This is a genomic window from Ancylobacter polymorphus (genome assembly GCF_030813495.1).
Lineage (GTDB): Bacteria > Pseudomonadota > Alphaproteobacteria > Rhizobiales > Xanthobacteraceae > Ancylobacter > Ancylobacter polymorphus.
In genome coordinates this window covers 245129-260981 of the sequence record NZ_JAUSUI010000001.1, presented here as the reverse complement: position 1 = coordinate 260981, position 15853 = coordinate 245129, and the positions used below count along the sequence as shown (strand labels likewise).

General features: G+C 67.4%; 16 protein-coding genes, 1 tRNA gene and 1 pseudogene. 5 read left to right on the top strand and 13 right to left on the bottom strand.

Annotated elements, in window-relative coordinates; genetic code table 11:
- The first annotated feature begins 63 nt into the window (after window positions 1–63).
- Both J2S75_RS01420 and J2S75_RS01415 read left to right on the top strand, forming a co-directional pair.
- A complete protein-coding gene (locus tag J2S75_RS01420; protein WP_307017494.1) occupies window positions 64–2448 on the top strand; it encodes a phage tail tape measure protein in 2385 nt (794 codons plus the stop codon).
- Window positions 2449–2593: 145 nt separating this feature from the next.
- Entirely contained in the window at window positions 2594–2824 is a 231-nt protein-coding gene (locus J2S75_RS01415; RefSeq protein ID WP_307017492.1) for a hypothetical protein, read from the top strand.
- A gap of 216 nt (window positions 2825–3040) precedes the next feature.
- Here the strand turns inward: J2S75_RS01415 and J2S75_RS01410 are convergent.
- Window positions 3041–3118: transfer RNA gene (locus J2S75_RS01410), tRNA-Pro, on the bottom strand.
- 132 nt (window positions 3119–3250) lie between these two features.
- Between J2S75_RS01410 and J2S75_RS01405 the strand changes: the two genes are divergently transcribed.
- Window positions 3251–3919: a nitroreductase family protein gene (locus J2S75_RS01405; RefSeq protein WP_307017490.1), complete on the top strand. Its 669-nt coding sequence runs from the start codon at window positions 3251–3253 to the stop codon at window positions 3917–3919.
- On the opposite strand, the gene amaB is transcribed toward J2S75_RS01405, so the two are convergent.
- Complete coding sequence (gene amaB / locus J2S75_RS01400) at window positions 3892–5433, bottom strand: L-piperidine-6-carboxylate dehydrogenase (protein ID WP_307017488.1); 1542 nt, start codon at window positions 5431–5433, stop codon at window positions 3892–3894. The genes J2S75_RS01405 and amaB overlap by 28 nt on opposite strands.
- 390 nt (window positions 5434–5823) lie before the next feature.
- On the opposite strand from amaB, the gene J2S75_RS01395 reads away from it, so the two are divergent.
- Complete coding sequence (locus J2S75_RS01395) at window positions 5824–6198, top strand: septal ring lytic transglycosylase RlpA family protein (protein WP_244450897.1); 375 nt, start codon at window positions 5824–5826, stop codon at window positions 6196–6198.
- 728 nt (window positions 6199–6926) lie between these two features.
- Here the strand turns inward: J2S75_RS01395 and J2S75_RS01390 are convergent.
- The 6 genes and pseudogenes from J2S75_RS01390 to J2S75_RS01365 all read right to left on the bottom strand — a co-directional run.
- A pseudogene (locus J2S75_RS01390) lies at window positions 6927–7206 on the bottom strand (MerR family transcriptional regulator); the annotation flags it as partial.
- Window positions 7203–7508 carry an integration host factor subunit alpha gene (locus tag J2S75_RS01385; protein ID WP_244376685.1) on the bottom strand — a complete coding sequence of 102 codons (306 nt, stop codon included), beginning with the start codon at window positions 7506–7508 and terminating at the stop codon, window positions 7203–7205. The gene J2S75_RS01385 and the pseudogene J2S75_RS01390, both read right to left, overlap by 4 nt.
- A gap of 98 nt (window positions 7509–7606) precedes the next feature.
- Complete coding sequence (locus J2S75_RS01380) at window positions 7607–8578, bottom strand: beta-ketoacyl-ACP synthase III (RefSeq protein ID WP_307017487.1); 972 nt, start codon at window positions 8576–8578, stop codon at window positions 7607–7609.
- Window positions 8575–9654, bottom strand: coding sequence for a phosphate acyltransferase PlsX (gene plsX, locus J2S75_RS01375; protein WP_307017485.1), 1080 nt, complete (start codon window positions 9652–9654; stop codon window positions 8575–8577). The genes J2S75_RS01380 and plsX overlap by 4 nt, the downstream gene beginning before the upstream one ends.
- A 121-nt stretch (window positions 9655–9775) precedes the next feature.
- Window positions 9776–10315, bottom strand: a complete 540-nt coding sequence (locus J2S75_RS01370; RefSeq protein WP_307017483.1) for a YceD family protein — start codon at window positions 10313–10315, stop codon at window positions 9776–9778.
- Window positions 10312–10875, bottom strand: a complete 564-nt coding sequence (locus tag J2S75_RS01365; protein ID WP_307017481.1) for a ubiquinol-cytochrome C chaperone family protein — start codon at window positions 10873–10875, stop codon at window positions 10312–10314. The genes J2S75_RS01370 and J2S75_RS01365 overlap by 4 nt, the downstream gene beginning before the upstream one ends.
- Window positions 10876–11081: 206 nt before the next feature.
- Between J2S75_RS01365 and J2S75_RS01360 the strand changes: the two genes are divergently transcribed.
- On the top strand, window positions 11082–11618 hold the full coding sequence (locus tag J2S75_RS01360; RefSeq protein ID WP_307017479.1) for an outer membrane protein assembly factor BamE: 537 nt from the start codon (window positions 11082–11084) through the stop codon (window positions 11616–11618).
- Window positions 11619–11636: 18 nt separating this feature from the next.
- Here J2S75_RS01360 and J2S75_RS01355 read toward each other — a convergent pair whose 3' ends face one another.
- The 5 genes from J2S75_RS01355 to ribH all read right to left on the bottom strand — a co-directional run bounded on the left by J2S75_RS01355 (window position 11637) and on the right by ribH (window position 15842).
- Complete coding sequence (locus tag J2S75_RS01355; RefSeq protein ID WP_307017477.1) at window positions 11637–12878, bottom strand: NAD(P)/FAD-dependent oxidoreductase; 1242 nt, start codon at window positions 12876–12878, stop codon at window positions 11637–11639.
- A 74-nt stretch (window positions 12879–12952) separates the two neighbouring features.
- Complete coding sequence (locus tag J2S75_RS01350; protein WP_307017475.1) at window positions 12953–13717, bottom strand: ABC transporter substrate-binding protein; 765 nt, start codon at window positions 13715–13717, stop codon at window positions 12953–12955.
- A gap of 108 nt (window positions 13718–13825) precedes the next feature.
- Window positions 13826–14836: a thiamine-phosphate kinase gene (thiL, locus tag J2S75_RS01345; RefSeq protein ID WP_307017472.1), complete on the bottom strand. Its 1011-nt coding sequence runs from the start codon at window positions 14834–14836 to the stop codon at window positions 13826–13828.
- Between the two features lie 11 nt (window positions 14837–14847).
- Window positions 14848–15342, bottom strand: coding sequence for a transcription antitermination factor NusB (nusB, locus tag J2S75_RS01340; RefSeq protein WP_307017470.1), 495 nt, complete (start codon window positions 15340–15342; stop codon window positions 14848–14850).
- Between the two features lie 5 nt (window positions 15343–15347).
- Window positions 15348–15842 (bottom strand): 6,7-dimethyl-8-ribityllumazine synthase, encoded by a 495-nt coding sequence (gene ribH / locus J2S75_RS01335; protein ID WP_307017468.1) that lies wholly within the window; start codon window positions 15840–15842, stop codon window positions 15348–15350.
- Between the last annotated feature and the right edge of the window lie 11 nt (window positions 15843–15853).

The following is a 15853-nucleotide window of genomic DNA, read 5'->3' as shown; positions in this document are numbered from 1 at the left end:
CCTGGCACGCCCAGGCCGCCCGCATCGCCAAGGTGCGGGCCATGTGACTAAGGAGGCCCTCCCATGGCCCGTTCTGAGACCGCTTCCCTTATTGTCTCGCTGATCGACAAGGTAACGGTTCCGGCCCGCAAAGCCGCCGCCTCGATCCGCGGCATCGGCACGGCTGCAAAGCTTGTCGACGGGACCATGGCGGGGCGCCTGTCGGCCTCTCTCGAGGCAAATAGCCGCCACCTCGACGTATTGCGCGGCCGCATGGTGGAGGCCACCGCAACGGCATGGGCGCTTCAGCGCGCCCTCGCCGCTCCGATCCAGTCGGCCATGGCCTTTGAGAGCGCCATGGCCGATGTAACCAAAGTTGTCGACTTTGACGGAGCGGCCGGCCTCGCCGCATTCAAAAAGGACCTTTTGGACCTTTCGGCCCGGCTCCCTGTCGCCGTCACTGGCCTGGCAGAAATCGCAGCCGCCGCCGGACAGGCCGGCATCGCGGGTGCCGAACTCGTCAAGTTCACCGAGGGCGCCGCCAAGATCGGCGTAGCGTTCGATATTTCGGCGGGCGCGGCTGGCGACGCGATGGCGAAGCTGCGCACCGGGCTCGGCTACACCACCGATGAGACGTTCCGCCTGGCCGATGCGATGAACGAGCTGTCGAACCGGCAGGCCTCGAGCGCATCCGACGTTCTCGACTTCACCACGCGCGTCGGTGCGCAGGCGAAGATGTTCGGATTTGCGGCGGAGCAGGCCGCAGCGTTCGGCTCCGCCATGATCAGCGCGGGCGCCGCTCCCGAAGTTGCCGCGACCTCCTTCAACAACATGGGACGGGCTCTCACAAAGGGAGCCGCCGCGACCAAGGCGCAGCGCAGCGCGTTCAAGGCCCTTGGCCTGGACGCCGTGGCCGTGTCCAAGGCCATGCAGAAGGACGCGAGCGGCACCACGCTCAAGGTTATGGATCGCATAGCGAAGCTACCCGCGCATCAGCGGGCTTCGATCGTCTCGCAGTTGTTCGGAGATGAAGCGCGCGCGCTCGGGCCGCTCCTCACCAATCTTGACCTACTGCGCCAGTCGCTCGGTATCGTCGCGGACGAGACGCAGTACGCCGGATCGGCGAGCCGGGAATATGAGGCTCGGTCAAAGACCACCGCGAACGCGCTTCAGCTCTTTCGAAACCAGATCGAGCGCTTATCCATCTCGATCGGGAGCGCGCTGCTACCCGCCCTTTCCAGCATCACCGAGTCGCTGGCGCCGTTCGTGGACCGGCTCGCCGAGATGGCGGCGCAATATCCCCGCCTCACCGCCGCCGTTGTCGGGACTACAGCCGCCCTTGTCGCCTTCCGCGTTGCTTCGATTGCCGCCGCCTTTGCCGCTGCCACGTTGCGCGGCGGAGCGCTCGCCGCCGCGCTGGTCGGAGTCCGTGGCCTTGGCGCTGCCGCCGCAGTCGCTACGCTGGCGCTCGCTCCCTTCCGTGCCGCACTGACTGGCGCTCGCTCGGCAATGCTTGGGTTTGCCCTCGCCGCCCGCATCGGCGGCATCGGCACCGCCCTGTCGGTGCTCGGCTCGTCCGTCTTGGCCATGGTCAACCCCATGAACCTCGCCGCCGTTGCAGTGCGCAGTCTCGGCACCGCCCTGCGCGTCGCCTTCATCGGCTCTGGTGTCGGCGCCATCATTGCCGCAATCGGCGCGGCCGGTGTCTTTATCTATGAAAATTGGTCGGGCCTTGGCGAGATGTTCGCCAGCTTCGGAAGCGCCTTCATGGCAGCGCTTGGCCCGGCGCGTCCTGTTGTGGAGGGCTTCGCCTCCGCGGTCTCCGCGATATGGGACAAGGTCACGGGCCTCCTTGGGCCGATTGACGAGACCGGCGCCAAGTGGCGAGCATGGGGCGAGACGCTCGGGGCGATTGCCGGCGGTGGCGTCGCATCGTTGATTGCCGGCATCGATCGTGTTGCGGGCGCGATCCGCTCGGTTGTCGAATGGGCACGGGCCGGAGCCCAGGCCCTAGGAAACTTCTTCGGCATGGGCAACGCAGCGAGCCCGGCCGGGCCGTCTTCCGCGTCCGGCGCTGCTTCCTATGCCCCGAGCGGCGGCACGGCTCCGGCCCCTGTCCCTGCCCCCGCAATCGACGGAGCGCGGGCGCACGGGGGCCCGGTGCGTGCGGGCGGCGCCTATATCGTCGGCGAGGAAGGCCCGGAGATTTTCACCCCGAGGCAGTCCGGCGAGATTATTTCCAACGACGCGTTGGGCGCTCGGTCGGGCAACTCCAACCGTTCCAGTCCCGCAGGTGCCACTCAATCGCCCGGCCGCGACGCAAGCGCGCCTGTCACGCTAGCGCCCGTGTTCCACATCGCCGGAGGGAACGCCGACGAGATCGTCGAGAAGGTCATGGCACGCCTCGAGCGCCTTTCCCAAGAGGCGGCGCGCGGCTTGTTTGGAGACTATGGACTCGATCCAGCGTGAGAGCTTGTTAGAGGGCAAGCATGCAAAGCATTGGAAATCAGTCCTCGTACCCATTGTAAACAAACAACCGACCAACAAGTAAATACAACTTCCTACAATCAAGCATTATTGCCTAGTATCGACCTCGCAAAGCAAGGAGGCGAAAATGAATTCATGCCTTTCGATTAACGATGCTCTGACTGACCTATTCAGCCGCTACGGTGTTGCCGTTGAGTTGCGCACTCACCTTGAGCTTGAGCTTGAGAGGGCGAAAGACGACCTCGAGCGCCTCATAGAAGAACGCGACGAACTCCTGGCACGGATCGTTGAGGCGAGGCCAGAGGAGCGCGGGGGGAGCGCGGCCATCACTCGGATCGGTGCCGGCCCTGCCTCTTGAGGGCAATCAATCCCGGAGGGGTGTCGCAGGCCCTGGCGCCGAGCGAGAGCTTCGCACCGTCATCAGCAACTTGGCCCGCCGCGCGGAAACGCGGCGGGCTCTTTTTCTGCGCCGATCACCGGATGAATTTGTGTCCCCGGCGCGTCCCCTGACTACCAAAAGCAAGAAGGCCGCCCTGGGGCGGCCTACCTAACTTATTGATCTATCTCTTAAAAATGGTCGGAGCGAGAGGATTTGAACCTCCGACCCCTAGTCCCCCAGACTAGTGCGCTAACCAGGCTGCGCTACGCTCCGACGCCGTGAGGCGCCGTCTGTCTAGCCATTTGCCGTCCCTTATGCAAGCCGGCCCGTGCCCTGTGGACGAGAGAGACGACGCCGGCCGCGTCGCGCGCTAGGATAGCCGCCTCTCCTCAAGGATGCGGACGGATGAATCACCCAGCCCATGCGCACGCCCTGCCTGCCGACGCGGTACCCGCCGCGCCTCTGGACGTGCCCGCCAGCCCGGAGATGCTGGAGCGGCTCGAAAGCCGTCGTTCGTCACCGCTGCGCGGACTGGTGGAGCCGGGGCCGACGGAGGACGAACTGCGGCGCCTGCTCGCCCTCGCCAGCCGCGTTCCGGACCATGGGCGGCTCTGCCCGTGGCGTTTCATCGTGCTCGCCGGCGAGGCGCGGGGCGCGCTCGGGCAACGGCTCGACGCGCTTTATGCGCAGCAGAATCCCGAAGTGCCACCCGCCAAGGCCGATATGTGGACGCAATATCTGCGGCGCGCGCCGGTGACGGTGGTGCTGGTCAGCCGACCCGACCCGTCCGCCAAGGTGCCGGAGTGGAACCAGATACTCTCGGCCGGCGCGGCGGGCATGGCGCTCACCGTGGGTGCGGCGGCGATGGGCTTTGCCACGCAATGGCTGCTGAAATGGCCCGGACGCGACCCCGGAGCCGCCGCGCTGCTCGGCGTGGGGTCTGGCGAACGCGTCGCCGGCTTCATCCATATCGGACGGCCGGCGCGCATCACCGAGGACCGGCCGCGACCGGCCCTCGATGACGTGGTGTCCTACTGGACGCCGGATCAGTCGATGTCGAACGACACGCCCTGAGCCAGCGGCAGGGCGCGCGAGTAGTTGATGGTGTTGGTGGCCCGCCGCATATAGGCCTTCCAGGCGTCCGAACCGGACTCGCGTCCGCCGCCGGTCTCCTTTTCGCCACCGAAGGCGCCGCCGATTTCCGCGCCCGAGGGACCGATATTGACGTTGGCGATGCCGCAATCCGAACCTTCCGCCGAGAGGAAAGTCTCCGCCTCGCGCAGATCATTGGTGAAGATCGACGAGGACAGGCCCTGCGGCACGCCATTGTGCAGCTTGATCGCTTCCGGCAGGCCGGTGCAGCGCAGCACGTACAGGATCGGCGCGAAGGTCTCGTGCTTGACGATGTCGATCTGCTCGTCGAGCTCCACCAGCGCAGGGCGGACATAAAAGGCGTCCGCATGCCCGCCGACCTGCAAGCGCTCGCCGCCATGCACGCGCCCGCCGGCCGCACGGGCGGCGTCGAGGGCGGTCTGCATCGCCTCGAAGGCGGCCTTATCGATCAGCGGGCCGATCAATGTCCCCACCTCGCGCGGGTCGCCGATGCCGACCGAGCCATAGGCCTTGGCGAGGCGGGGCACCAGCGTGTCGTACACGCTCTCATGCACGATGAGGCGGCGCAGCGTGGTGCAGCGCTGGCCCGCCGTGCCCATGGCGGCGAAGGCAATGCCGCGCAGAGCGAGGTCGAGATCCGCCGAGGGGCAGACGATGGCGGCATTGTTGCCGCCGAGTTCGAGAATCGAGCGCCCGAAGCGGCGCGCCACCCGTTCGCCAACGATGCGGCCCATGCGCGTCGAGCCGGTGGCGGAGACGACAGGAATGCGAGCGTCGTCGGTCAGTGCCGCACCGATCTCGGCGCCGCCGATCAGCAGTTGCGACAGGCCTTCCGGCGCCGCGCCGAAGGCGCGCACGGCCCGCTCGAACAGCGCCTGCACGGCGAGCGCGGTGAGCGGCGTCTTTTCCGACGGCTTCCACAGCACGCTGTTGCCGCAGACCAGCGCCAGGGCGGCGTTCCACGACCAGACGGCGACCGGGAAATTGAAGGCGGTGATGATGGCCACCGGCCCCACCGGGTGCCAGGTTTCCATCATGCGATGGCCGGGGCGCTCGGAGGCGATGGTGAGGCCGTAGAGCTGGCGAGAGAGGCCGACGGCGAAGTCGCAGATGTCGATCATCTCCTGCACCTCGCCGAGGCCTTCGGAGAGGATCTTTCCGGCTTCCAGCGTCACCAGACGGCCGAGCTCGGTCTTGTGGGCGCGCAACTCCTCGCCGAGCAGGCGGACGAGTTCGCCCCGTCGCGGCGCCGGTACGGTGCGCCACGCTTCGAACGCGGCGACCGAACGCTCCACCGCGGCGTCCGCCTCGGCAGGGCTCGCTTCGGCGACATGAGCGACGGTCTCACCCGTTATCGGCGAGTGGACAGCCCGTGTGCCAGCGCGCCAATGCGTCTCAGAAACGCCCAGACCCTGCAGAAGACCGACCACCTCTTCCGCGACCGGCTTCATCGCGCCAGCTTCGTTCGTCGCCATTCTCACGCTCCTCGACAAATGGCCGCAGCCCGCCCGCTCAATAGCACCGCGCGGGTCCCAAAATCCATCATGGCTTTCGGATGACGGCGCCGTCCGATGCCGGCCCCAGATGAGCTCGGCGCCGCCCCACAAATAGCGATTGCCACCTGAATTCAACATGTTGGCGGACAGGCTAGAGATCGCTCGATGGCCCGGCTGGACTGGGATCTAATCTGGGAAAAGGTCAAATGGAGCGTTGCTCTTCTGGCACGCTTTATTATGATGCAAACAACGACATGCTTCGCTGCTGCGCGTTATAGCCACATTGTCGTGATGCCCCCGCCACAATTCCTTTTCATGCATCGCCTTCTCGCCAACAGGAGAAGGACGAAGGTATTGACGGCTTGGGGAATGGGACGGGTCGCCGGCGCGGCGTTCGCGACGGGGATCATCTTTCTCGCCGGCGGCAATGCTGCCCTTGCAAGTTCAAAGAAGACGAACATCACCGCGACGTCCGGCATGGCGTCCTATTACGGCTATGGCGGTCGCACCGCCAATGGGGAGCGGCACAGCGCCAAGGCCATGACGGCGGCGCATCGCAGCCTGCCCTTCAACACCCGGGTTCGCGTCACCAACAAGGCCAATGGCCGGTCGGTCGTGGTGCGGATCAACGACCGCGGCCCCTTCGTAAGGGGGCGCATTATCGACGTGTCGACCGCCGTCGCCGATCAACTCGGCTTCCGCAGCCGTGGCGTGGCCAAGGTCGATATCGCCGTGGTTGACTGAAAAGAGAGGCCGATCGCGGACCGGGACGTGCGTTCAGTTGTCCCGGTCCCGCGCGGCGTCCAGCAGTCGCTGACAATCCTGCAATTCATGCAGCACGGCTTCGAGCCGCCTTAGGTCCTCGCCACGCAGGGTCGTCGGGGCTATCGCACCGACATGGACGCTGCCCGCCGGCTCGCGCTGGGCAAGTGGCGTGACCGGGCGCACCCGCTCGCGGACGAAATTCACCTCGTCCTCCGCCAGCGTCGCCGGACCGGCTCCCATGGGGCGGAACGGAAAGGACGGCCGCGCCTCGCCCGGCATCGGCTCTGGCGCCGCACGTTCCTGCGGCAGGTGCGACTCGGGGTTCGGCGTATCGTCCGCGCGGTTGCCCTGACGGGGGCTGAAAGGCGAGGGATCCCCGCTCACGAACGGAACGGGGCGCACGGTGCGCGGTGGCGGTTCGAGATCGGCAAGCAGCGGCAGGTCGAATGGGGCGGGCTCGCTCTCCGGCCGACGCCGCGTGCGGCGCGACGAGACATCCTCGGTGGGCCCGAATGGGCGCCCGGGCAGAAGATCGAGCAAGCCACCATCGGTGCCGCCGTCCGTATCGGCGCCGGGCGGCGTCGGGTACGTCGACGGCTCATCATGGGAAAATGCGGCCTTCGACGGCGGCGGCGCCTCCCGCTCTTCCAGCCGCCCCGGCTCGGGGAGCGCCCCTTCTTCCCCATCGACCTCGCGCGCGAGAGCCTGCACGTAGCGCGGACCCTCCTCCTTCAGGATACGCTGGACGCCGCGGATCGTGTAGCCTTCCCCATAGAGAAGGTGGCGGATGCCGCGCAACAGCTCCACGTCGTCCGGGCGGTAATAGCGCCGGCCGCCGCCGCGCTTGAGCGGGCGGATTTGCGGGAAGCGTGTTTCCCAGAAACGCAGGACATGCTGGGGGAGATCGAGGTCTTCGGCGACCTCGCTGATCGTGCGGAAGGCGTCAGGCCCCTTCTCCGCCCCCGGCTGGTCCTGTCGCGCGCTCACGACTCAGGCGAGGCCCGATTGATCTGCTGCTTGAGGATGTTGGAGGGCTTGAACACCATGACGCGGCGCGGGGCGATCGGCACTTCCTCGCCGGTCTTGGGGTTACGGCCGATGCGCTCGCCCTTCTGGCGGACCACGAAGGAGCCGAAGGAAGAGAGCTTCACCGTCTCGCCGCGCGCAACGCAATCAGCGATTTCGGACAGCACGGTTTCGACGAGCGCCGCCGACTCCGTCCGTGAAAGTCCGACCCGCTGATAAACCGCCTCGCACAGATCGGCGCGCGTGATGGTGCGACCTGCCATTGCCGTATTCCCTGTCCCGTCGGTGCCGTTGTTTCTGAACGCCAAACTAGGCGCCGTCGCCCGTGCCGGTCAACGGCGCTTCGCGCCTGTGGCGCGGATTACCAGCGCACAAGCGCCGACGCCCAGGTGAAGCCGCCTCCCATGGCTTCCAGCAGCACCAGATCGCCGCGCTTGATGCGCCCATCGGCGTGTGCGGCGGCCAGCGCCAGGGGGATGGACGCGGCCGAGGTGTTGCCATGCTGGTCGACGGTGATGACGACCTTTTCCGGGGCGATGCCGAGCTTGACGGCGCTGGCGTCGATGATGCGGCGGTTCGCCTGATGCGGAACGAACCAGTCGATCGTGTCCGCCGATTCACCCGTCGCCTCGAAGGCATCGACGATCACGTCGGTAATCATTCCGACGGCGTGGCGGAACACTTCGCGGCCTTCCATGCGCAGGAAGCCGACGCTGCGGGTGGAGGACACGCCGCCATCGACATAGAGCTTGTTCTTGTGACGGCCGTCCGAGCGCAGATGCGAGGTCAGGACACCGCGGCCCTCCTCCTCGTCCCGCACCGCCTCCAGCACCAGCGCGCCGGCGCCGTCGCCGAACAGCACACAGGTGGTGCGGTCCGACCAATCGAGGATGCGCGAGAAGGTCTCCGCGCCGATGACCAGGCAGCGGCGATAGGCGCCGGTTTTGAGGAAGTTGTCGGCGGTCGCGAGCGCGAAGACAAAGCCCGAGCAAACGGCCTGGAGATCGAAGGCCGCGCCATGGGTGATGCCGAGACCCGCCTGCACGCTGACGGCCGTGGCCGGGAAGGTGTTATCGGGCGTCGAGGTGGCGAGGACGATGAGGTCGATGTCGTCCGGTGTCAGCCCCGCGTCGGCCAGCGCGGCGCGCGCGGCGTGGATGGCGAGATCAGAGGTCACCTCGCCTTCCGCCGCGATGTGCCGCGTGCGGATGCCCGTGCGCTGGACGATCCATTCATCGGAAGTGTCGACCATCTGCGCGAGGTCGGCATTGGTCAGACAGCGGGCCGGCAGATAGGAGCCGACACCACGCACGACGGAACGGATTGCACTCACGATGGAACCTGTAGCTCGTCAGAGACGGAGGCATCCGCAGCGCCGGCATGGCTGACCTGCGGACGATCATTCATTCCCGCTTCAATACGGGAGAGAAGCTGGTAGCGGACCATGTCGTAGCCGATATCGACGGCCGAGGCGAAGCCCTCGGCATCGGTGCCACCATGGCTCTTGATCACGACGCCGTTGAGGCCGAGGAACACGCCGCCATTCGACTTGCGCGGATCGAGCTTTTCGCGCAGCGCGCGGAACGCCCCGCGTGCCAGCAGATAACCGATCTTGGCCATGAAGCTGCGGCTGATCGCGCCGCGTAGGAACTCCGACACCTGCTTGGCCGTGCCCTCGGCGGTCTTGAGCGCGATATTGCCGGAGAAGCCCTCGGTGACGACCACGTCGACACTGCCGCGCCCGATATCGTCGCCCTCGATGAAGCCGTGATAGGCGAGGCCCGGATGGTCGGCCGCGCGCAGCGCGCCGGCCGCGTCCTTGACCTCCTCGACGCCCTTGATCTCCTCGACGCCGACATTCAGCAGGCCGACGGTCGGGCGCTCGATGTCGAAGACGATTCGTGCCATGGCCGCACCCATGACGGCCATGTCGACGAGGTGCTGCGCCGTCGCTCCGATGGAAGCGCCGACATCCAGCACCACGCTTTCCCCGCGCATGGTCGGCCACAGGCAGGCAATGGCGGGGCGGCTGATGCCGGCCATCATCTTCAGGTTGACCTTGGCCATCGCCATCAGCGCGCCGGTATTGCCGGCGGAGACGGCGCAATCGGCCTCCTTCATCCGCACCGCGTCAATGGCGCGCCACATGGACGAGACGCGGCGGCCCTGGCGCAGCGCCTGGCTCGGCTTGTCGTCCATCCGCACAACGACATCCGTGTGCACCACCGTGCTGGCCGCCGCCAGCTTCGGGCGCGTCTTGAGCAATTCGTTGATGCGGGAGGCGTCGCCATAGAGCAGGAAGGCGATGTCGGGATGGCGGGTAAGCGCGATCTCGGCGCCGGGGAGGACCACTTCCGGTCCATGGTCGCCGCCCATGACGTCGAGCGCTATTCGAACGGGCGAAGACATCTAGCGGCGGGGTCTCATTGGTCGGGTGGAAGGCGGTGCGGCGCCAGCGCCGCGCTGACGGCATGCCCGAGTTGAGCCGTCCTGACAATAGCGACGTTGCATTTCCCCGCCCTGCCCCGGCTTAATCGGCATCGCCTCCGCTGCGCCCGCGCAATTTGGCCAGCGCCGCAAAGGGCGAGGCTTCCGCCGGTCCGGGCTCGGCGGGGCCTTCAAACTGCGCCTCCGGCTTGCGCGGATAGGGATCGAGCCCGAGGGCCAGAAACTCCGCCGCCACCGCCCCGGCGTCGATGGTGCCGTCGACCAGCGGGTCCGGCAGGTCGAGCTCGGACACGTCGATCTCGGCGCCCGGACGAATTTCCGGCAGCTTCTCCGGCGGGGCGAAGCGCAGGTCGATCGGCTCGGAGACCTTGCTGTCGAAATCCTCCAGCGTCACCACGCAGGTCTGGGTGACCACCGCATCCACCCGACCGGTGACATGAACCGTGCCGCCGCGGCCGGGCGTGAGCGTCACGTCGGCCGTCAGCGCGGGAATGCCGGGGATACCGAGGTCCTTGGCCAGCGCCGCCCGCGTGGCAGCGTCCGGGGCAAGCTTCAGGGTCAGCCCGTCTTCCGGCAGGCTGGCGACGAGGACTGGTTTGGAAAGCGGCGAAGCGTCGGTCATGACGGGTCTGTCTCCGTGGAGCCGAGAGCGGCCGGCGGGGCCAGCGGGAAGTCGCCGGCGGCGAAGCGGGCGAAAGGCACCGCCCGCAATGCGGCCGCCGCCCCTATCATATAGTGCGCGAAGGCGCGCGCCTCATCTGCATGCGCCGTGTGGGAGCCGTGGACATTGCGCAGCACCGCTTCGGCGAGCGCGCCGACGTCGCCCGCCTCGACCGGCGGCTCGTAGGCGGCGATGCGGCCATAGAACGCCTCAGCCACCTTTTTCATCTTCTTCGGCACGGTGAGGTCGCCCACCCCCATCTCCCGGAGATTGGCGTCCATGTCGGTGCAGAAGGCGTCAAACACGCCTTGGCCCAGGCCGCGGCGCGCCTCGTCCTCGCTCTTGAGACGATGAAACAGCAGGAAGGCATGGACGAGGATCATCTCGAACCGGCCCTCAATGGTGTCGGGCACGGCGTAATCGGTGTAAAATACGGGCTGGCGCGAATGCGCCACGATCGCGCCATAGAGCCGCTGAATGGTCTCGCTTCCGTCATTCCGGCGGAAGAAACGCAGAATCATCGACGGCTCCTGCCTCATTGCCATGCCCGGCACGGCCCGGCTGGCGAGGTAGCGCGGGCGGCCGGCGCTGGCAACCCCGGTGGCACGTCGCGACGGCGCCAGGGACGGTGGCGGCCTCGATGGTTGCATCAGGGACCCGCCCTGTGCTTTCTGCCCCTGCCGCAACGCTTTCCGGCGGAGGCGGCACGAGCTTCGGAGTTGAGTGGATGGCATCGACGCGCGCGACGCGGAACAAGGCTCCCGGCACCCGGATGGCGACCTGGGCGTCGATAGCGGTGGCGGGCGTGGGAGTGGTCGGCCTCACCGCCTGTTCCGGCGACATGCCCATGGCGACTGCCAATATGGGCCTGCCGCGCACGCCCACGGGCTTCGTGCAGGAACGCCAGCGCGGTTACGTCATCGCTCCGGAGGCGCTGCAGCAGGTCCCGATAGGCTCCAGCCAGGAACAGGTGCTGCTCGTGCTCGGCACCCCCTCCACCATCGCCACCGTCGACGGCGAGGTGTTCTATTATATCTCGCAAAAGGCCAAGAAGGTCATGTTCCTTCGGCCCGAGATCGTCGACCAGCGGGTGATCGCCGTCTATTTCGATCCGAAGGACAAGCGCGTCACCCGGATCGCCGATTATGGCCTGAAGGACGGCAAGGTGTTCGACTTCATCAGCCGCACCACGCCGACGGGCGGGTCTGAGGTCTCGCTGGTGGGCCAGATCTTCAACGCCACCAATTTCCGCCCGGGCATTTGACCCGGGCGCGGCGCCGGATCAGCGGAAGCGGTCGGCGGAAAACGGTGCGGGGTCGGTGCACGGCACGTCCCCGCTCATCATCTCCGCGAGCAGGCGGCCGGTGACCGGCCCCAGCGTGAAGCCGAGATGCTGGTGGCCGATGGCAAGCCACATGCCGTTCTGCCCCGGCGCAGGCCCGATGACCGGCAGCATGTCCGGGAAGGCCGGGCGACTTCCCATCCAGGGCTCCGGCTCGGCGCGCGCACCGAGCGGAAACAGCCCGCGCGCCAGCACCTCCGTCTTGTCCAGCTGCACCGGGCTCTTCAGCGCGTCGCGGCGGGCGAACTCAACGCCCGTGGTCAGGCGGATGCCGCCGACCATCGGGGTGATGACGTAGCCGCCCTCCTCGTCCAGCACGGGGCGCGAGAGCGCCGCATTGCCTTCGGTGTGATAGTGCATGTGGTAGCCGCGCTTGACCTCAAGCGGCAGGCGCAGGCCGAAGGGGCGCAACACGTCCATGGCCCAGGGGCCGAGCGCCACCACTACCTCCGGCGCCTCGACCGGCCCCTCCTCCGTCGTCACCATCCAGCCGGAACCGAGCCGCGCCAGCGTGCGCGCATCGCCCCGGCGCACCTCGCCGCCGAGTTCGGCGAAATGCGCGGCATAGGCCTGGGTGACCCCGCCGGGGCTGGATACCGAATGCGGGTCGGACCAGATCACCGCGCCGGTGAACACCGGCCGCAGCGAGGGCTCCATCGTGAGCGCCTCATCGACGCTGACCTCGCGGGCGCTGAGCCCATAAGAGCGGGCGAGCGGAAACTCGCTGCGTTCCACATCGAGGCCGGCAGCGGTGCGGTAGAGCTTCAGCCAGCCGCCGTCGCGGAAGAAATGGGTGGCGCCAGCGGCGCGCGCCAGGCGGTCATGCTCATCCACCGTGAAGGCGAGCAATGTCTCCATGTGGCGGGCATAGTCGAGCAGGCGCGCGGGCGACGATGCGCGCCAGTAGGCGAACATCCAGGGCGCGAGGCGCAGCAATGCGTCCCAATGGTAGTTCGCCGCCGGATTGCGTCCCAGCGCGACATCGAGAAGCGCCGAGACCTTGCGTGGAAAGGCGACGGGATAGATCGACGCCCGCTCCACGAGGCCGGCATTGCCATAGGAGGTCTCCTCGCCGGGACCGCGTCGGTCGACCAGCACGACGGAGCGTCCCCGCTGCGCCAGGTGATGGGCGACGCTGGTGCCGACGATGCCGGCGCCGAGCACGATGGTGTCGGTCTTCATGGTGAACCTGCGCGAGGATGGGAAGCCGTCGATTAGGGGGTGTCGGGCGGCGCGGAACGCCGCCCGAGCGTCGGTCAGTTGATCGGGAACGGGAAGTACTTGGCGTTGATCTTGGCGAAGGTGCCGTCCGCGTTGATCTCCTGGATCGCCTTGTTCAGCGCCTCGCGCAGTTCGTTGTCTTCCTTGCGCACAGCGATGCCGGTGCCCTGCGGATTCACGTCCTTGAGGTCGGGGCCGACGAACTTGCAGCACTTCCCGTCCGCGGACTTTTCCAGCCATTCGTACAGCACGAACTTGTCGGCCAGCACGGCGTCAAGGCGCCCGGCGGCGAGGTCGGCATTTGCCTCGTCCTGCGTCGGGTAGAGCTTGATCTCGGAATCCTTGTACTTGTCCTCAAGATAGGTCGCGCCGGTGGTCGAGGACTGCGCGCCGATGGTCTTCCCCTTCAGCGCCGCAGGTGCGATGTCGGTGATCTTGGTGTCCTTGGGGGCGATGAAGCTGCCCGGCGTCAGGTAATACGGAATGGTGAAGGACACCTTCTCCTTGCGCTCGTCGGTAATCGACATCGAGGCGAGGATGATGTCGTATTTTTTGGCGAGCAGCGCGGGGATGATGCCATCCCAATCCTGCGCCACGAAGGTGCACTCGACCTTCATCTTGGCGCACAGCGCCTCGCCGATCTCGATGTCGAAGCCGACGAGCTTGCCGGCCGAGTCGACCGAATTGAAGGGCGGGTAGGCGCCCTCAGTGCCGATGCGTACCTTCTTCATCTCAGCCTGCGCGGCGCCGGCGCCAATGGCAAGAGCGGCGGCCGCGAGTAGAATCCTGGCGATTTTCATGTGGCTGTTCCCGTAACCAGCGCCGGGTATTCCGGCGTCTGGCTGCGAGGCTAGGTCGATGCCGGGTCACAGGCAATCGGAGAACTCCCCACTCTTTGGCAGGGCTTGTCAGAAATGGCTGAAGCTGCCTTGCGCGAAGCAGACCGGCTGTCCTTCACCATTGCGCACGGTGAGGCCCTGCCCCTCCCGCGTCTGTCCGATCACCGCGACGCCGATCCCCGCCGTGGTGGCCACCGTCTGGAACCGGCTCAATGCCTCATACGGCACGACAGCGAGGATTTCGTAATCGTCGCCACCCGTCAGTGCGACTTCCAGCAGCGCCGGCTCCGCTTCGACCGCGCGTCGCCCGGCGGGGCTGAGTGGCGCGCGCGCCGTCTCGATCTCGCCCCCCACGCCGGAGGCCTCCAGCATCTTGGCGAGGTCCCCGACCAGCCCGTCGGAGACATCCATGGCGGCGCTGGCATGTTCGCGCAGCGCACGGCTGAGCGGCAGGCGCGGGCGCGGCAGCAGATAGCGTTCGCGCAGGAACCCTGCCTCTTCATCGGTCAGTGCCGCAAAGCCCGGCCGTCCGGGAGCCAGCCGCAGGGCGAGGCCGAGCGCGGCATCGCCGATGGTGCCGCTGACGACGATGGCCTGCCCCGGTCGGGCGCCGGTGCGGCGCACCATCGTGCCGCTCGGCACAGCACCGATGGCGGTGATCGACACCGTGAACGGACCCGGCGTGCGCACGGTGTCGCCGCCCAGCAGCGGCGCCTCGAAAAGCGCGGCATCGGCCCCGATGCCGGCGGCGAAGGCGTCGAGCGCGGCGGCATCCATGTCGGGCGGAATGGCGAAGGCAAGCATCACGCCCAGCGGGCGGGCGCCCTTGGCGGCGAGGTCGGAGAGGTTGACCCGCATCGCCTTGCGGGCGACGGCTTCCGGCGGATCATCGGCAAAGAAGTGGATGCCGGCCACCAGCGCATCCTTGGTCAGCACCAGCTCATGGCCGGGCGGAACCGCGAGGAGGGCGGCATCGTCCTTGAGGCCAAGCGCGCCGGGATGGGTGGCGATGGGGGTGAACAGACGAGCGATCAGCGCCTCTTCGCCGGACGGCTTCGCCGCGCTTGATCCCTCAACCATCGCCCACCCCTCTAGCCGGTGAAATCAGCCGGCCGCTTCTCCCGCGCTATGCCATCGAGCACCGCGTTCACCATGCCGGTCTCCTCGCGATCGAGGAAGGCGCCGGCAACATTCACATATTCGGCGATGACCACACGGGCAGGAACGTCCGGCCGCTCGGAAAGTTCATAGGTCCCGGCCCGAAGCGTGGCGCGCAGGACAGCCTCGATACGCTTGAGCGGCCAGCCATGCACCAGCGCGGCGTCGAGCAGCGTATCGACGCTCCTCTGCTCGCGCACCACGCCGCTGACGATGTCGCGGAACAGGTTGAGATCGGCGCTGGCGATCTCGTCGCCCTCGATCTCCTGTCCGATCCAGTGACTCTCGAACTGGGCGAGGATTTCCGACAGCGGCGTCGCCGCCAGATCCATCTGATACAGCGCCTGAACGGCATTGAGGCGGGCGGCGCTCTTGCGCACCGGCTTGTGCCCGGCGGCTTTGGTGCTCGGCTTGTCGTCGGCGGTCATGGTGCTCACCCGACCCGGCGTTTGAGTCGGAGCAGCGCCAGCGCCGCTTCGGCCGCGCCGCCGCCCTTGTTGCCGTCCGACACGCGGGCCCGGACCCACGCCTGCTCGTCATTCTCGACGGTGAGAATACCATTGCCGAGCGGCAGCTTGCGAGCGACAGCAAGGTCCATCAGCGCCCGCGACGACTCACCGGCGACGATCTCGAAATGGTAAGTCTCCCCGCGCACCACGCAGCCGAGCGCCACGACGGCGTCATAGGGCTTGCCGGAGGCCGCGGCCGCATCGAGCGCGATGGCCGCCGCGACCGGGATTTCCAGCGCGCCGGGCATGGAGATCACATCGGCATGCGCGCCGGCGGCCTTGATGGCGGCCAGCGCGCCGGCCAGAAGCTCGTCGGCGATATCGTCATAGAAGCGCGCTTCGACGATAAGAATGCGTTCACCGAACAGCTGAACGGTTTCGGCGGCATTGGATGCGCGCGGCGGGCGGGGGCTCGCCATGGTGTTACCTC